The organism is Agrobacterium sp. BT-220-3 (assembly GCF_025910175.1).
In the GTDB taxonomy this organism is placed as follows: Bacteria; Pseudomonadota; Alphaproteobacteria; order Rhizobiales; family Rhizobiaceae; genus Agrobacterium; species Agrobacterium oryzihabitans.
In genome coordinates this window covers 145,419-160,985 of record NZ_JAPAIX010000002.1, presented here as the reverse complement: position 1 = coordinate 160,985, position 15,567 = coordinate 145,419, and the positions used below count along the sequence as shown (strand labels likewise).

The window sequence follows — 15,567 nt, the reverse complement described above, 5'->3', positions numbered from 1 at the left end:
CAAGAGTGGCCGCTGCTTATTCCGCGTCGGTGAGATTGCGGATGATGCGCATGAAGATGCGTGCGCCGATATCGATCAGCCCATCCGGAAAGTCATAGTCGGGATTGTGCAGGTTGGGGTAGTCCCTGCCTGCGCCCAAAAAGAACATGCCCGATGATGAGACGGCTCGGAAGCGGCCGAAATCCTCGGAGGCCCGCATGGGCAGACCTTCCGAGCTGCTTGAAACTTTCTCTTCCACCAGCGCCTGCAGGATATGGGCGACGGCTTCCGGTGCATTCTCGCAATGGAGGAAAATATCGTCATAGCTGATGTCGAGGCTCAGATTCCGTTCGTGCGCGAGCTTTTTCGCCAGCAATTCCGCATCCGCGCAGAGCTTCTCCATCCGGTCGTCGGTCAGTGTCCTGAGCGTCGCCCAGATTTCCGCATCCGCCGGGGAAATGCCGAAGGCGGCTTCACCCATCGTGGCATGGGTGATCGTCACCATGGAAAAATCGGGCTGCGGCGGAAAGCCGGAGCCGAGATCGGTCAGTGCAGGCATCAGTTCTGATATTGCCCGCATGGGGGAGACGCCGTGCTCCGGGGAGGAAGCATGCGCGGTCTTGCCGGACAGGCGGATTTTAATGCCGCGCGAGGCGCAGTTGACCGGCCCTTCCACCACGCTGACATGGCCGAATGGCAGGCCGGGAAGATTGTGCAGCGAGAAGGAATAGTCCGGCTTAATCTCCTCGAAGCGGGGATCGGCGATGACGGCGGCCGCACCTGCACCGGTTTCTTCCGCCGGCTGGTAGAGAAGGATGACGCTGCCGGTCTGCGGACGCTGTCTGGAAAGGCCAAGCGCCAGCGCCGTCAGAATGGTCGAATGGCCGTCATGGCCGCAAAGATGTCCCTTGCCGTCGACGCTTGAGCGATATTCAGCCTCGCTTTTTTCCTGGATGGGCAGAGCGTCGAGTTCCGAGCGGATCAGGATCGCCGGACCGCTTTTTCCGCTGTCATAGACCGCTGCCACGCCATGACCGCCGAGATCGGCAACAATCCGGTCCGGTTTCGCCTGCTCGAGAAAATTGCGGATGCGCCGCGCGGTTTCCTTCTCTTCGCCGGAAATTTCCGGATGACGGTGCAGATCGTGACGCAGCTCAATGAGGTCGAGCATATCCCTGTTGGTCAGAAACATATAAAATCCTTGCAAGTCGTCCGGCCGGGTTTTCCTGCCGCAACTTACAGATCATTGTCTTCAATGCAAAACCTTTGGCGGGTGCCAGCGTTTGCCAGTTGTTTTCGGCTTGGCTACCAGCGTGATGACATCGGCCGGAACCGGAACCTTCGCCTTCGGCAGGTCCAGCCGGGCAAGTGCTGTGCGCGCCTTTTCGGCATATTCCAGATGGGCGGCGTCGTCCGAATGATAATGCTGCAGCCTGTCGAGGATTTCCGCACCTTCCACCGTCCTTTCGGCGGCAATGAGGGCGACGGCGCATTTATAGAGCGCCTCGCGGTGGAAGGGAGCGCGATTGGTCACCTGACGGAAGGCCTCGGAGGCTTCATTATATTGCTGCTGCGCCAGCCGGGCCTCGCCGATGCGCAGCCACAGGAGAACCGGGTCCTGACCGCTGCCGAGAAGCCCGAGGAAGGCGATTTCCGCTTCCCGAAATTCGCCCCGGTCGAATGTCAGATTGGCCAGCCCGAATTGCGCGCCGAGATGGTCGGGTGCTGCCGCCAGCACCTGGGAAAAGGCGATATTGGCGGCCGCCTTCTTGCCCATCTTGTAAAGCTTGAGGCCCTCCTGATAGACGAAGCGTATGCTGCGCGGGTGGAGCGTGCCGCCGAGATTGTCGCCGGAGCGGGTGCGGAACAGCGTGCAGCTGAGCTTGTGCTCCTCCGGTCCGAAGAAATATTTATATGGCTCGTTGCCGCGCAGGAAATCATAGGTCTTGAAACCCTGCTCGATCGCCCTGCGAATGCAGTGCCCGTGCAGCACGAGGCCGGGTGAAGGGGTCTTCCAGTTCTCGTCGCGGCCGGTGATGTAGAACAGCACCGACATTTTCTGCCGGTCGATGATGTTGGCGAGCGCCCCGAGCGGCTGGTCTCCGAACCAGAGGACCGGTACTTCCAGATCGCCGCGAATATAGACATCCATCAGCATTTGCCGCGTCGCGCCGATCAGGAGTTCCGTGCGCTCCTTGCCCTTGTGGGGCGCCCAGCGGATGCGCCAGAAATCGAACAGGATATCCATGTCCCGCTTGATCGTTTCGCGCGTCGCGAAAGTGATGCGATATTCGTCACCGCCTTCCACCTTCCTCATGAAACGCCGCAGCTTCTGACGTGTCTGGCTGCTCATATGGCTGTCGAGATAGCCGTCGAAGGTATCCGGCAGGGCCACGACCGGGCAGATGCAATTGTTGATGTTGTAGGGGTTGGTCGGCATGTTGTCGCGGAACATGACGAGTGGCCCCTGAAGTGCGCGGATCATCGCATCGCGCCGTTCCGGCGGGCCGGAGAGATAGTCGAGCTTGAGTTCGGTCCAGTTCTGCTGCCGAATAAACGAGCAGAAACCGGCAACCGCGTGATTTTCATATTCCGGCAGGGTGATGAAGCCGGTGTAATCCGCCGCCGCATTGCCGGCCATGACGATGCTGTCGTGGAAGCGGCCGGTTTTCTTGTCCGGTTCGGTGACGATGCGCAGCGGAAAAAATGCCACATAGGGCGAGCCCTCGGGGCGTTCCCTGAGTGCCAGGATGAACCAGCGCTTGCGGCGCGGCATGTAATCTCGCAGCCAGCCCCAGGACAGGAAATGCCGGGAATGGGGATCGGCCATGAACACCGCTTCCCAGTTTGGCCGGATCGCCTCGAAGCCGGCGTCGGTGTCGATGATGTCGATACGCATTCTTGCTCCCTCCCAATACTGATCACACATTCGGGAGGTTTCATTTTATGGGCAAATGGCTGGCTTCAAATATTCCCTTCGGGTGAAAGGCCTTCATCAAATGGGATTAGCCCGTGACCCGTTCCCCATCGCCGCGCCGCAACAAAAAAGCCCTTGTCCGCCGGTTGTAACTCTCTAACATGCGGGCGGAATGCACGCCCGGCTCAACGGTCCGCATGGCACAGGAGTTCTCATATGGCTGTTCCTTTTATGCTTCTGACCGGTGCCAGCCGCGGAATAGGGCATGCCACCGTCAAGCTGTTTCAGGAAAAGGGCTGGAGAATTCTCACCGTATCGCGGCAGCCCTTTTCGGAGGAATGCCGCTGGCCTTCGGCACGGGAGAGCCACATCCAGGCCGATCTCGAGGACCTGTCCCGCATCGATGACCTCGCAGACGAAGTGCGCTCGCGCCTGCCGGAAGGAAAGCTTGCCGCTCTCGTTAACAATGCCGGTATCTCGCCGAAGGGTGAAGGCGGCAGCCGTCTCGGCGTTGCAGATACCACGGCCGAGATGTGGACACGGGTGCTCAACGTCAATCTCGTCTCCACGGCGCTGCTTGCCCGCGCACTTTTGCCGGAACTGGAAGCGGCCAAAGGCTGTATCGTCAACGTCACATCCATTGTCGGTTCACGGGTGCACCCTTTTGCAGGGGTCGCCTATGCGACATCGAAGGCAGCGCTTGCGGCGCTGACGCGGGAGTTGGCGCATGAATTCGGCCCGCGCGGCGTGCGCGCCAACGCCATTGCGCCCGGCGAAATCAACACCGCCATCCTTTCCCCCGGAACCGCCGAACTGGTGGAGGCGCAGGTGCCGCTCGGGCGGCTCGGCACCACGGCGGAAGTGGCGCAGACCATCTATTTCCTGTGCTCGGAGCAGTCGAGCTACATCAACGGCGCGGAAATTCTCATCAATGGCGGCCAGCACGTCTGACGCTTCAGCCCATCCAACCGAAACGGAGCCTTTATCCATGACCATCCTGCCAAATTCCGTCGAGGCACGCGATATCGCCTACCAGATGCATCCGAATGTCAACCTGCGCAAATTCGAGAAGACCGGCGGTCTGGTGATCGAAAGCGGCGAAGGCATCTACGTGACAGATAGCAGCGGCAAGCGCTATATCGAGGCGATGGCGGGGTTATGGTCGGTGGCGCTTGGCTTCGGCGAACAGCGGCTGGTGGACGCGGCGACAAAGCAGATGCAGAAGCTGCCCTATTACCATACCTTTTCCTACAAGACGCACGGCCCATCCGTCGATCTTGCCGAGTTGCTGATCGAGCTTTCGCCGGTGCCGATGTCGAAGGTGCACTTCACCTCTTCGGGGTCCGAGGCCAACGATCTTGTCGCCAAGATGGTGTGGTATCGCTCCAATGCGCTGGGCAAAAAGGAGAAGAAGAAGATCATTGGCCGCATCAAGGGCTATCATGGCGTGACGATTGCTTCCGCATCGATCACCGGCCTGCCGCGCAACCATGAAAGCTTCGACCTGCCGCTGGACCGCATGCTGCATACCGCCTGCCCTTCCTATGTGCATTTCGGCAGGGACGGCGAAAGCGAGGCGGATTTTACCGCGCGTATCCTGAAGGAACTTGAGGACCTGATCCTCAGCGAAGGCCCCGAAACCGTCGCCGCCTTCTGGGGTGAGCCGGTGATGGGTGCGGGCGGGGTTCTTCTGCCGCCTGAAGGTTATTGGGAAGGCGTACAGGCAATCCTGAAGAAATACGACATTCTGCTTGTCGTAGACGAGGTGATCTGCGGTTTCGGCCGCACCGGCAAGATGTTCGCCTGCGAGACCTATGGGATCAAGCCGGATGTGCTGGTGGTTTCCAAGCAGATATCCTCATCCTACATGCCGCTTTCGGCGATCATCATGAATGATAATTTTTACCAGCCGATCGCCGATGAGTCCGACCGCATCGGCTCCTTCGGCCATGGTTACACCGCCTCCGGCCACCCGGTTGCGACGGCCGTAGGGCTGGAGAACCTGAAGATCATTCAGGAGCGCGATCTGGTCGGCAATGTCGCCCGGCTGGAGGGCAGGTTCCTCGATCATCTGAAGGCGCTTGCCGATCACCCGCTGGTGCACTCTTCGCGCGGTGTCGGTCTTCTCGGCGCGCTGGAGATAAAGCCATGGGAAGGCACGAAGCCGGGCGATGCGACGCTCGCCATCGCCGCTGCCATCGAGGAAGAGGGTGTGATCACCCGCCCGATCGGCGAATCCATCTGCTTCTGCCCGCCGCTGATCATCACCGCCGAACAGCTCGATGACCTGTTTGCCGGTGTGAAGCGTGGTCTGGACAAGGTTGCGGCGGCACGCGCCTGATGATTTTGCGAATGTCCCGGTCGGTTCGTCCGGCCGGGAGATTCGCTGCTAGCTCACCTTATCCCCGGTATGCCACAAGCACCGCGCCGCACGCGATCAGCACCACGCCCAGCCAGTTAGGTAGCGACAGCCGTTCCCCCAGAAACAGAACCGCGAAGACGGCGACGAACACGACGCTGAGCTTGTCGATGGGGGCGACACGGGCGGCATCGCCGATTTTCAGCGCCCGGAAGTAACATATCCACGAGGCGCCGGTTGCCAGACCGGAAAGCACGAGAAAGATCCAGGTCCGTCCCGAAATGGTGGAGGGCTGCTGCCAGTTGCCTGTGACATAAACCATCAGGCCGGCAGCGGCGAGGATGACGATGGTGCGGATGAAAGTGGCGAAATCGGAATTGACGTTTTCGATGCCAATCTTCGCGAAAATCGCGGTCAACGCAGCGAAAGCCGCCGATAGCAGTGCCCAGAATTGCCAGGCCAGAAACAGGTTCTTCATGCGGGCCTACTCCGTTCTTCGCATTCGTTCTTTCCTATTCGGCTCTACAGCATCGGAAAGCTTATAAAAACCGTTTTCAGTACGCAGGTGGTTTTGAACGATGAAAGGCCGGAACATCGATCCCGATGCGCCGGCCTTCATGCGAGAGCCTGCCCGGACAAACCGGGACAGGCCGGACCTTGGGAGGTCGTATTATTCGGCGGGCTGAACCGAAGCCGGAAGCTGATCCACATCGGCGATGCCGGTGAATTCTTCCTTGCCGCTCAAAACGCGGGCAAGCTGGTCCTGATCCAGTTCGCCTTCCCAACGGGCAACGACGATGGTGGCGACCGCATTGCCGACGAAGTTGGTGAGGGCGCGGCATTCCGACATGAAGCGGTCGATGCCGAGGATCAGCGCCATGCCGGCGACCGGAACGGAAGGCACGACGGAGAGCGTTGCGGCGAGCGTGATGAAGCCCGCGCCGGTGATGCCGGCAGCACCCTTGGAGGAGAGCATGGCCACGAGCAGCAGCAGGATCTGTTCGCCAAAGGACAGGTGGATGCCGGTCGCCTGCGCGATGAAGAGGGCCGCAAGCGTCATGTAGATGTTGGTGCCGTCAAGGTTGAAGGAATAACCGGTGGGGATGACGAGACCGACGACGGAGCGCTTGCAGCCGGCCTTTTCCATCTTGCTCATGAGGCCCGGCAGGGCGGCCTCGGAAGACGAGGTGCCGAGAACCAGAAGCAGTTCTTCCTTGATGTAGCGGATCAGCGCGACGATGGAGAAGCCGTTATAACGGCAGACGGCGCCGAGAACCACGAACACAAACAGGAAGGACGTGACGTAGAATGTGCCGATCAGCATTGCGAGGTTGGTGACGGACGAGATGCCGTATTTGCCGATGGTAAACGCCATGGCGCCGAAAGCGCCGATGGGGGCGGCCTTCATCAGGATCGCGACCAGCTTGAAGATCGGATACATCAGGGCATGCATGAAATCGGTGACGGGCTTGCCCTTTTCACCGACGATGCCGAGCGCGATGCCGAACAGCACCGAGAAGAACAGCACCTGCAGAATATCGCCGCTGGCGAATGCACCGACGATGGTGGTCGGGATGATGTTCATCAGGAAGCCGGTGATGGTCTGCTCATGGGCCTTGTCGGCGTAAGTGGCGACGGCCTTGGCGTCCAGCGTAGAAGGATCGATGTTCATGCCGGCGCCCGGCTGCACGGTGTTGGCGACGATGAGGCCGACGATGAGTGCGAGCGTGGAGAAAACCAGGAAGTAGATCATGGCCTTGCCGGCGACGCGGCCAACCTTCTTCATGTCGTTCATGCCGGCGATGCCGGTCGCGACGGTGAGGAAGATGACGGGGGCGATGATCATCTTGACGAGGCGAATGAAGCCATCACCAAGCGGCTTCAGCTGTTCTCCGAAGGTCGGATAGAAATGGCCGAGCGCGATACCGGCGATGATGGCCACCAGAACCTGGAAATACAGGTGCTTGTAAAATGGCAGTTTGGCGTGGCCCGCGGCCACGGCTGTCGTATCGATCATGTTTTTTCCTCCTCGGCCTCACCCTGCCTTTATTGGCCTCCCGGGTTCGCCGTGACGTTGACGGCTTCGCGCCGATTGAGGAGTCATGTGCAATACGCATGCCAGACTTGCTTATTTGGCGTAACTGACTGATTTGAAAAGTACTTTTTATTGATGCTTCCCCGGCTCACAGCCATTTGTGCGGAATTCCGGACAAAATCCCTTGCGGTCTGTGTGTAAATCCGCACAATTAATGCATGAGCTATCAAGATCTGGCACCTCATTCCCAAGCGAAACGGCGAGCGCAATGGCTGGCGCTGGCCGGCCTGTGGCTGCTCGTCAGTCTGGGCATTTTGCTGGTGGCCGATGAGTTTGCGCGAAACCAGGCGATGCGCACCGCCGCGTCCGAGGCTTCCACCGATGCGGAACTGAAGATTGCGCTTCTGAATGTCGCGCTGGAGCGGCCGCGCGCCATTCCGCTGGTTCTGTCGGGTGATCCCGATCTTGCAACAGCGCTGGACGGTGGTGGCGCCGCCGCCCTCGACCGGCTGAACCGCAAGCTGGAGGGGCTGATCGAAGGCACGCAGTCCTCGGTGATTTATGTGACCGGACCGACCGGCTTGACCATCGCCTCCAGCAACTGGCGGCAGGCCGATAGCTTCGTGGGCTCCAATTATGCATTCCGGGAATATTTTCAGGCGGCGATGAAGACCGGCATGTCCGAACATTATGCGCTCGGCAATGTCAGCCGCCGGCCGGGTCTTTACATCTCCCGCCGCATCGATGCCGCTGACGGGCGGCCGCTCGGTGTCGTCATCGCCAAGGTTGAGTTCAACCGGCTGGAAGCGGATTGGAATATCGGCGGCAAGCCGGTCTATGTGGTCGACAGGAACGGCGTGGTGCTGATGACGAGCGTGCCGGAATGGCGCTTCAAGACGGTCACACCCATTGACGAGGCGCAGCGGAAAACCATTTCCGAGAGCCTGCAATTTGGCAATGAGGCGCTTTCATTATTACCATTCCGGGCGGCCCGGTCGCCGCAGGATGGAGCGCCACTCATCCATGTTGACGAGCCCGGCCGCGAGCGCGGTGATTATCTGCGGCTGGAAACGCCGGTACCGACGACGTCCTGGACCCTGCATTATCTGCAACCGGTAGCGCCGGCGCTGAACGCCGCCATTCGCGAGGGCAGGGTGGTGGCGTTGGCGACGCTGATGCCGTTGATGGCGCTTTCGGCTCTGTGGCTGTGGCGCAGGCACAAGGCGCTCAAGGAAAAGGAAGAGGAGCAGCGTGCCCGCACCGAGCTGGAAATGAAGGTGCAGGAGCGGACCCGCGACCTGACGAAGACCCGCGACCATCTGCAGGCCGAAATCGCCCTGCACGAAAAGACCACCGGCGAGTTGCGCAATGTGCAGCATGAATTGGTGCAGGCCAATCGCCTTTCCATTCTGGGACAGGTGGCGGCGGGCGTGGCGCATGAGATCAACCAGCCGGTTGCGACAATCCGCGCCTTTGCCGACAATGCCCGCACCCTGCTCAAACGTGACCGCATGTCGGAGGCCACCGAAAACCTCGAAAACATCGCGGCGCTTACCGAGCGCATCGGCACGATTACCGGCGACCTGAAGATATTGGCCCGCAAGGGTCGCACCGCTGCTGAGCCTGTCAGTGTCAGACTGGTCATAGAGGGCGCGGTCATGCTGTTGCGCAGCCGTTTTTCCGGCCAGATGGATGCACTGAATATCGTGCTGCCGGATCAGGAGCTGAAGGTGCTCGGCAGTCGCATCCGGCTCGAGCAGATCCTCATCAACCTTCTGCAAAATGCGCTGGAAGCCACTGAAGCAATTGACGCTGCCCGCGTCGAGGTGCGCGTGCGCAATGAAGGTGACATGGTCGTGCTTTCGGTCAGCGACAATGGCAAGGGTATTCCCGAGGCCATCCGCGCCCAGCTTTTTTCACCCTTCAACACCTCCAAGGAAAGCGGCCTTGGTCTCGGCCTCGTCATATCAAACGATATTGCTTCGGACTATGGCGGGCGTATCGAGGTGGCGAGCGGCGCGGCGGGCACGTGTTTTTCCGTATATCTGAAGCGAGCATGACATGACGGTGGATGGAACCATATTCCTGGTGGACGACGATTCCCAGCTGCGCAAGGCGATGGTGCAGACGCTGGAACTCGACGGACTGCCGGTCACCTCCTTTTCCCGTGCCGAGCAGGCGCTGGCGGCCCTGAACGAGGATTTCGATGGCGTCGTCATCACCGATGTTCGCATGCCCGGCATGACCGGGCTCGAATTTTTCGACCATGTCCGCAAGATCGATGCCGATCTTCCGGTCATTCTCATCACCGGCCACGGCGATGTGCCGATGGCGGTCGATGCGCTTCACAACGGCGCCTATGATTTCATCGCAAAGCCCTTTCCCGCCGAACGCATGGTGGAGAGCGCCCGCCGGGCGCTGGAAAAGCGCCGTCTCGTGCTAGAAAATCGTGCGCTTCGCCGGGCGGCGGGGCAGGCGGAAGACGATCTGCCGCTGATCGGCCAGACGCCCGCCATGGAACGCCTGCGCACCACGCTCAGGCACATTGCCGATACGGATGTGGATGTGCTGGTGGCGGGCGAGACGGGCAGCGGCAAGGAAGTGGTGGCAACGGCGCTTCACCGCTGGAGCAAGAAACGCTCAAAGGGCAATTTCGTGGCGCTGAATTGCGGGGCGCTGCCGGAAACGGTGATCGAAAGCGAGCTTTTCGGCCATGAGCCGGGGGCTTTTACCGGCGCGCAGAAGAAGCGCGTGGGCCGCATCGAACATTCCAGCGGCGGCACGCTGTTTCTGGACGAAATCGAGAGCATGCCGCTTGCCGTACAGGTGAAGATGCTGCGCGTTCTGGAAATGCGCGAGGTCTCCCCGCTTGGTTCCAACGAGGAGCGGCCGGTCGATATTCGTGTGGTGGCGGCGGCCAAGGTCGATCTGGGTGATCCGGCCGAGCGCGGCACGTTTCGCGAGGACCTCTATTACCGGCTGAACGTGGTGACGCTGTCGATACCGCCGCTGCGCGAACGCAAGGCGGATATTCCGCTTTTGTTTTCGCACTTCGTCACCAAGGCCGCCAACCGTTTCAACATGCCGGTGCCGCAGATCAGTGCCGGCATTTCCCGCCGCCTTAACGACCACGACTGGCCGGGCAATGTGCGCGAACTCGGGCATTTCGCCGAGAGGGTGGTGCTGGGGCTGGAGACGGAAACGGCGACCGCGCCTGTGTTACAATCCACAATCCCCGTTTCCGGAACCTTGCCGGAGCGCATGGACGAGATCGAGGCGCGCATCATCCGCGAAACGCTGGAACAATCGAATGGCGACGTGGCGGAAACGATCGCGACGCTCGGCATTGCCCGAAAGACCTTTTACGACAAGCTGCAACGTCACGGCATCAACCGGGCGGATTATGTGAAGAACGGTGGGGCGTGAAAAGAGCCGTAACGCTTTGAGCTGCGAGCCCCAAAACCAGACGTCATCCTCGCCCCTGAGGCGAGGATCCATCGGCGCTCGGAAGTGTGGATCTTCGCCTCAGGGGCGAGGATGACGGAGAAGAAATTCTAGCGCGTTGCCAGCATTTGCGCTGAAGGCTTTCGGCTGTTGCTTCTGCCGGCACCCGCTTTCCCGATCAGCCCGCTACGCAGAAATGACGCTGACCGTCATAATCCGTGTAAGTGCCAGTGCGGGTGTTGAAGCTTCTGTAACGCTGCGAGCAATAGTCGTACCAGGCGTTGGTCCACGGCTCGATGGTGCGATAGGTCTGGCGCTGGTTATAGACCGGGCGGCTGTCGTAGACCGGCTGGGCGCGGTAAACGGGTGCCGGGCGGTAAACCGGCTGCGGCGCTGCACGGTAATAACGGTAGTCCGGCTCTTCGTAGACATAGCTTGGCTCATAGGCCTGATAACGGCGCGGCGGCTCATCTATGTAGACGCGCTCGTCGTCCACCGGTGCCGGGCGGGAGAGGGCGGAACCGACGGCGACACCGGCGGCAAGGCCAAGCACGCCACCCAGAATGGCGGCATCGCGACGGTCGCGGCGGCCCCAGTCATCGGCGGATGCGCTGTTGAAGGGCACGATGGTGGCGGCGGCGACGGCGATAGCCAGAACGGTTTTAGCTGCAAAGGACGACATGGTCTTCTTCCATCCGGATGGCAGGGCGCTGCCAGTTGCAAATTCGATGGTTAAAGAAATATAGCCCCTCTGCTGAACGGGCGCTGAATGAATTGTGGCGGGCTGGCGGCAGCTCGCAATTCCTGTTTGCGCAGGCCGCGCTTCGCGCTAGAACTCAAGTTCAAACAGGACACGTCCATGAGCCTTGCCCATATAACCGTCAATTCCGATTCATCCCACGAAGACCGTGCCCAGGCCATTCGAGATACGCTGCGCGACGCCATTGTCGACAGACGGCTTGCACCGGGAACGAAGCTGTCGGAATCGGAAGTGGGAACGCTGTTCGATGTCAGCCGCACCGTGGTGCGGGCGGCATTGCAGATGCTGGCTTACGAAGGGCTGGTCAAGGCCGAGCGCAATCGCGGCGCTTTCGTCTCCAATCCCACACCGGACGAAGCGCGGCAGGTTTTTGCTTCGCGCCGGCTGATCGAGCCCGGCGTTCTCGATGCCGCAATCGAAAAGATCACGCCTGCGGCGGCAAAGCAGCTGAGAGAGCATCTGGTTCAGGAAAGCCGCCACCAGCATGAGCGCGGCCCGACCGCCAGACGTGCGGAAATCAAGGCATCCGGCGATTTCCACCTGATGCTGGCCGCGCTTGCCGGCAATGCTATCCTCGAAAAATTCATGGACGAGCTGGTTGCCCGCTCGTCGCTGGTGATCGCGCTCTATGGCCGCTCGGGTGTTTCAAGCTGCGGCCACAACGATCATGCCGATCTGCTTGATGCATTGGAGGCGAAGGATGCGGCAAAGGCCCGGGCGCTGATGCTGCAGCACCTCGATCACATCGAAGCCGATCTCGATCTTCGCATGAAGGAAGGTCTGGCGCTGAAAGATGCACTGGCGCTTTAGGATAATTGAGCGACCCGCCCAGTCTGGTGGACCCTCGCCTCAAGGGCGAGGGACCGAGATTTCTTCTTCGGACTAAGCCGCGTAACGGCTAAGGGAGAGATCGTGCGTGTCGATCTCCGGCTTGTTCCCGGTGATGAGATCGGCAAGCACACGGGCCGAGCCGCAGGACATGGTCCAGCCAAGCGTGCCGTGGCCGGTGTTGAGATAAAGATTGCTGTAGCGGGTGGCGCCGATCACAGGCGTGCCATCCGGCGTCATGGGACGCAGACCGCACCAGAATTTTGCCTGGGTCTGGTCACCCGCGCCGCCGAACAGGTCTTCGACAGAATGGGCCAGCGTTTCCTGGCGAGCGGCCGGCAAATCCTTGCTGAAACCAGCGATCTCGGCCATGCCGCCGGCGCGAATGCGTGAGCCGAGCCGGGTAATCGCAACCTTGAACGTCTCGTCCATGACCGTGGAAACGGGTGCGCGCTCCTCTTTCACGATCGGAACCGTGATGGAATAACCCTTGACCGGATAGACCGGCAGATCAAGGCCGAGCTGGCGCACGAATTGCGGAGAATAGCTGCCCAGTGCGGCGACAAAAATATCCGCTTCCACCAGCCCCTTGGTGGTCTCCACGGCCTTAATGCGGCCTGCCTCGACCATGGGGCGCATGATGCCGGTATCGTAGATGAAGGTGACGCCCGCTTCCTCGGCCATACGCGCAAGTTCGGTGGTGAACATGAAGCAGTCGCCGGTCTCGTCGCCGGGCAGGCGCAGGCCGCCGACAATCTTTTCCTTCGAAGGGGAAAGGCCGGGTTCGATGGCGGCGCAGCCGTCGCGGTCGAGAATTTCAAAGGGCACGCCGCCCGCCGTCAACACGTCCACGTCCTTGCCGATGGCATCGAACTGCTTCTGGGTGCGGAATACCTCCAGAGTGCCCTGCATGCGCTGGTCGTATTCTATGCCGGTCTCTTCGCGCAGCGCCATCAGGCAATCGCGACTATATTCGGCCACACGCACCATGCGGCTCTTGTTGGTGGCATAACGCGCCGATGTGCAGTTACGCAGCATCTGGCTCATCCAGCGCCATGCGGCCGGATCGGCCGTCGGGCGGATGATGAGCGGGGCATGTTTCATGAACAGCCATTTCATTGCCTTCATCGGAATGCCGGGCGCGGCCCATGGCGAGGAATAGCCAGGGGAAACTTCGCCCGCATTGGCAAAGCTGGTTTCCAGCGCTGCAGCCGGCTGGCGGTCGATCACCGTCACCTTGTGTCCGGCTTTGGCCAGATACCAGGCGGAGGTCACGCCGACGACGCCGGCTCCGAGGATAGTGACGTTCATGATCGTCTCACTTATGGCTGACAGATGTTGAAGCGACGGCCGGGGTTTCGCCCGGCTGAATATAATTGCGGCGGTAACGGCGCCCGAGTCCGGTCAGGATTTCATAGGCGATCGTGCCCGCGTCCTCGGCAATGTCTTCCAGCGTCTGGTCTGACCCGATCATCTGCACGAGACTGCCCTGCGTCAATGCGCCTTCGGGCAGGGCGGATATATCGAGAATGATGCTGTCCATCGAAACACGTCCCGCAATCGGCAGGCGAATGCCATTGTACCATGCGGCACCACGATTGCTGAGCGAACGCGGCAGCCCGTCAGCGTAACCGGCGGCGATCGTCGCAAGGCGCGTCGGGCCGGCTGTTTCGAAGGAACCGCCGTAACCGACCAGCGAACCTGCGGGCACCGTGCGGGTCTGGACGACGGCGAGATCCAGACGGACGACCGGCTTCATCGGGTTGGGACGGGCAATGGAGGGCGCGCCGCCATAAAGCGCGATGCCGGGGCGCAGCAGGTGGTTGTGGTAATCATTGCCGAGAAAGATGCCGCCGGAATTGGAAAAGCAGACAGGGGCATCAGGAAAGGCGACAGCGGCTTTTCGCATCACGGAAAGCTGCGCAGCATTGGAGAGGTGATCCGGCTCATCAGCGCAGGCGAGGTGGCTCATCACGAAGGCGATGTCGATACCCTCCAGCAACTGCGGCCGGGAGGCGAGGACTTCAAGCTCTTCGGGAGAGAGGCCGAGACGGCACATGCCGGTATCGATCTGCACCGCGGCGGGCAGTAGCTTGCCGAGCTTTTTGGCATGGGCCGCCCATTGTGCGATCTGTTCCAGCGAATTCAGAACCGGAGTGACGGCCATGGCTGCGCAGGAGGTCTCGTTGCCGGGCTGAAGCCCGTTGAGGACGAAAATCCGCGCTTCTGCTGAAAGACGAAGCCGGAGCGCCAGCGCTTCATCAATGTGTGCAACGAAGAAATTGCGGCAACCTGCATCGAACAGGGTCTGTGAGACGATATCGGCACCGAGGCCGTATGCGTCGGCCTTGACGACCGCTGCCGTCTGAGCCGTGGGGGCCATGGCCGCAAGGGTCAGGTAATTGTCGCGCAATGCGCCGAGATCGATGGTCAGATGGCCGCTTGCACCACCGGCTGCCTGCTGGCGGCTGATCTGCATGTCCATGGTCGTTCACCCTCATTTTTATCATATGAGAGTATTGCAACGATTATCGAATTTCTTGACTATTGTTCGAAGAACATGCGATAAAAGTTCACTCTACGCAACTTTCCTTGTCGTATTGGAATTTTCTATGTCGTCACTCGATGCGACCGACCGCCATATCATCCGCCTGCTCAGGCTCAATGCCCGCATCAGCAATGCGAAACTCGCCGCAGAGGTCGGCCTTTCGGCCTCCGCCTGCCTTCGCCGGGTCGATATTCTGGAGCGGGAAGGTATCATCAGGGGTTATACGGCGCTCACCAGCGGCCTTGCAGGCGGCGAGGTGATCTCGGTCATCGTGCAGATCACGCTCGATCGCCAGACGGAGGATTTTCTCAACCGTTTTGAAAACGCGGTGCGGCGTTATCCGGAAATCCGCGAATGTTACCTGATGACAGGCGGATCGGATTATTTCCTGCGTTGCGAGGCGGAAAGTGCGGGGGATTTCGAGCGTATTCACAAGGAGATTTTATCGAAGCTGCCGGGTGTTTCGCGGATTCATTCGAGTTTTGCAATCCGGAATGTGCTGGCGACGCCGAAGGCGCGGTAGCGTGGAGGGTGGGGCTTACCCCCCTCTGTCCTGCCGGACATCTCCCCCTCAAGGGGGGAGATCGGGTGGGGCGACCGCCCGTTCCCTCGCACCGGTTTCACTATCGATACAGTGGTTTACTGAATGCGGTAAGCAAGCCGCTTGTCAATCTCCCCCCTTGAGGGGGAGATGTCC

At 60.5% G+C, this 15,567-nt stretch carries 13 protein-coding genes; 6 read left to right on the top strand and 7 right to left on the bottom strand.

From position 1 onward, the window contains the following. Positions 1–16 precede the first annotated feature (16 nt). A complete protein-coding gene (locus OK142_RS07325) occupies positions 17–1,171 on the bottom strand; it encodes an amidohydrolase (RefSeq protein ID WP_498681894.1) in 1,155 nt (384 codons plus the stop codon). Positions 1,172–1,231: 60 nt separating this feature from the next. Beyond that, positions 1,232–2,878 carry a GNAT family N-acetyltransferase gene (locus OK142_RS07320; protein ID WP_216332711.1) on the bottom strand — a complete coding sequence of 549 codons (1,647 nt, stop codon included), beginning with the start codon at positions 2,876–2,878 and terminating at the stop codon, positions 1,232–1,234. A gap of 234 nt (positions 2,879–3,112) precedes the next feature. Here OK142_RS07320 and OK142_RS07315 point away from each other — a divergent pair, with 234 nt between their 5' ends. Together OK142_RS07315 and OK142_RS07310 are read left to right on the top strand one after the other, a co-directional pair. Next, positions 3,113–3,847 (top strand): SDR family NAD(P)-dependent oxidoreductase, encoded by a 735-nt coding sequence (locus OK142_RS07315; protein WP_498681892.1) that lies wholly within the window; start codon positions 3,113–3,115, stop codon positions 3,845–3,847. A 37-nt stretch (positions 3,848–3,884) separates the two neighbouring features. Further along, complete coding sequence (locus OK142_RS07310) at positions 3,885–5,237, top strand: aspartate aminotransferase family protein (protein WP_498681891.1); 1,353 nt, start codon at positions 3,885–3,887, stop codon at positions 5,235–5,237. 58 nt (positions 5,238–5,295) lie between these two features. Here the strand turns inward: OK142_RS07310 and OK142_RS07305 are convergent, their stop codons facing one another. Together OK142_RS07305 and OK142_RS07300 are read right to left on the bottom strand one after the other, a co-directional pair. Then, positions 5,296–5,733 (bottom strand): EamA family transporter, encoded by a 438-nt coding sequence (locus OK142_RS07305; protein WP_313609593.1) that lies wholly within the window; start codon positions 5,731–5,733, stop codon positions 5,296–5,298. Positions 5,734–5,925: 192 nt separating this feature from the next. Next, on the bottom strand, positions 5,926–7,272 hold the full coding sequence (locus OK142_RS07300) for a dicarboxylate/amino acid:cation symporter (RefSeq protein ID WP_216332707.1): 1,347 nt from the start codon (positions 7,270–7,272) through the stop codon (positions 5,926–5,928). A 236-nt stretch (positions 7,273–7,508) separates the two neighbouring features. Here OK142_RS07300 and OK142_RS07295 point away from each other — a divergent pair, with 236 nt between their 5' ends. Together OK142_RS07295 and OK142_RS07290 are read left to right on the top strand one after the other, a co-directional pair. Then, positions 7,509–9,350 (top strand): sensor histidine kinase, encoded by a 1,842-nt coding sequence (locus tag OK142_RS07295; RefSeq protein ID WP_498681890.1) that lies wholly within the window; start codon positions 7,509–7,511, stop codon positions 9,348–9,350. 1 nt (position 9,351) lies between these two features. After that, on the top strand, positions 9,352–10,716 hold the full coding sequence (locus OK142_RS07290) for a sigma-54-dependent transcriptional regulator (RefSeq protein ID WP_498681888.1): 1,365 nt from the start codon (positions 9,352–9,354) through the stop codon (positions 10,714–10,716). A gap of 196 nt (positions 10,717–10,912) precedes the next feature. Here the strand turns inward: OK142_RS07290 and OK142_RS07285 are convergent, their stop codons facing one another. Next, on the bottom strand, positions 10,913–11,416 hold the full coding sequence (locus OK142_RS07285) for a BA14K family protein (RefSeq protein ID WP_082185763.1): 504 nt from the start codon (positions 11,414–11,416) through the stop codon (positions 10,913–10,915). A gap of 177 nt (positions 11,417–11,593) precedes the next feature. Here OK142_RS07285 and OK142_RS07280 point away from each other — a divergent pair, with 177 nt between their 5' ends. Next, the gene (locus OK142_RS07280) at positions 11,594–12,304 is read left to right on the top strand and encodes a GntR family transcriptional regulator (RefSeq protein WP_035220875.1); all 711 of its coding nucleotides are present in this window, start codon (positions 11,594–11,596) and stop codon (positions 12,302–12,304) included. A gap of 72 nt (positions 12,305–12,376) precedes the next feature. On the opposite strand, the gene OK142_RS07275 is transcribed toward OK142_RS07280, so the two are convergent. Both OK142_RS07275 and alr read right to left on the bottom strand, forming a co-directional pair. Beyond that, complete coding sequence (locus OK142_RS07275; RefSeq protein WP_498681886.1) at positions 12,377–13,633, bottom strand: D-amino acid dehydrogenase; 1,257 nt, start codon at positions 13,631–13,633, stop codon at positions 12,377–12,379. Between the two features lie 7 nt (positions 13,634–13,640). After that, positions 13,641–14,807 carry an alanine racemase gene (gene alr, locus OK142_RS07270; protein WP_498681884.1) on the bottom strand — a complete coding sequence of 389 codons (1,167 nt, stop codon included), beginning with the start codon at positions 14,805–14,807 and terminating at the stop codon, positions 13,641–13,643. Between the two features lie 127 nt (positions 14,808–14,934). On the opposite strand from alr, the gene OK142_RS07265 reads away from it, so the two are divergent. Beyond that, positions 14,935–15,393 (top strand): Lrp/AsnC family transcriptional regulator, encoded by a 459-nt coding sequence (locus OK142_RS07265; RefSeq protein WP_003500727.1) that lies wholly within the window; start codon positions 14,935–14,937, stop codon positions 15,391–15,393. Positions 15,394–15,567 lie beyond the last annotated feature (174 nt).

Excerpts from the sequence above, each read along its gene's own strand:
- OK142_RS07325 (WP_498681894.1), bottom strand. The coding sequence starts at position 1,171 with ATGTTTCTGACCAACAGGGATATGCTCGACCTCATTGAGCTGCGTCAC.
- OK142_RS07280 (WP_035220875.1), top strand. The coding sequence starts at position 11,594 with ATGAGCCTTGCCCATATAACCGTCAATTCCGATTCATCCCACGAAGAC.
- OK142_RS07300 (WP_216332707.1), bottom strand. The coding sequence starts at position 7,272 with ATGATCGATACGACAGCCGTGGCCGCGGGCCACGCCAAACTGCCATTT.
- OK142_RS07265 (WP_003500727.1), top strand. The coding sequence starts at position 14,935 with ATGTCGTCACTCGATGCGACCGACCGCCATATCATCCGCCTGCTCAGG.
- OK142_RS07275 (WP_498681886.1), bottom strand. The coding sequence starts at position 13,633 with ATGAACGTCACTATCCTCGGAGCCGGCGTCGTCGGCGTGACCTCCGCC.
- OK142_RS07295 (WP_498681890.1), top strand. The coding sequence starts at position 7,509 with ATGAGCTATCAAGATCTGGCACCTCATTCCCAAGCGAAACGGCGAGCG.
- OK142_RS07285 (WP_082185763.1), bottom strand. The coding sequence starts at position 11,416 with ATGTCGTCCTTTGCAGCTAAAACCGTTCTGGCTATCGCCGTCGCCGCC.
- OK142_RS07305 (WP_313609593.1), bottom strand. The coding sequence starts at position 5,733 with ATGAAGAACCTGTTTCTGGCCTGGCAATTCTGGGCACTGCTATCGGCG.
- OK142_RS07315 (WP_498681892.1), top strand. The coding sequence starts at position 3,113 with ATGGCTGTTCCTTTTATGCTTCTGACCGGTGCCAGCCGCGGAATAGGG.
- OK142_RS07320 (WP_216332711.1), bottom strand. The coding sequence starts at position 2,878 with ATGCGTATCGACATCATCGACACCGACGCCGGCTTCGAGGCGATCCGG.
- OK142_RS07290 (WP_498681888.1), top strand. The coding sequence starts at position 9,352 with ATGACGGTGGATGGAACCATATTCCTGGTGGACGACGATTCCCAGCTG.
- OK142_RS07310 (WP_498681891.1), top strand. The coding sequence starts at position 3,885 with ATGACCATCCTGCCAAATTCCGTCGAGGCACGCGATATCGCCTACCAG.
- alr (WP_498681884.1), bottom strand. The coding sequence starts at position 14,807 with ATGGACATGCAGATCAGCCGCCAGCAGGCAGCCGGTGGTGCAAGCGGC.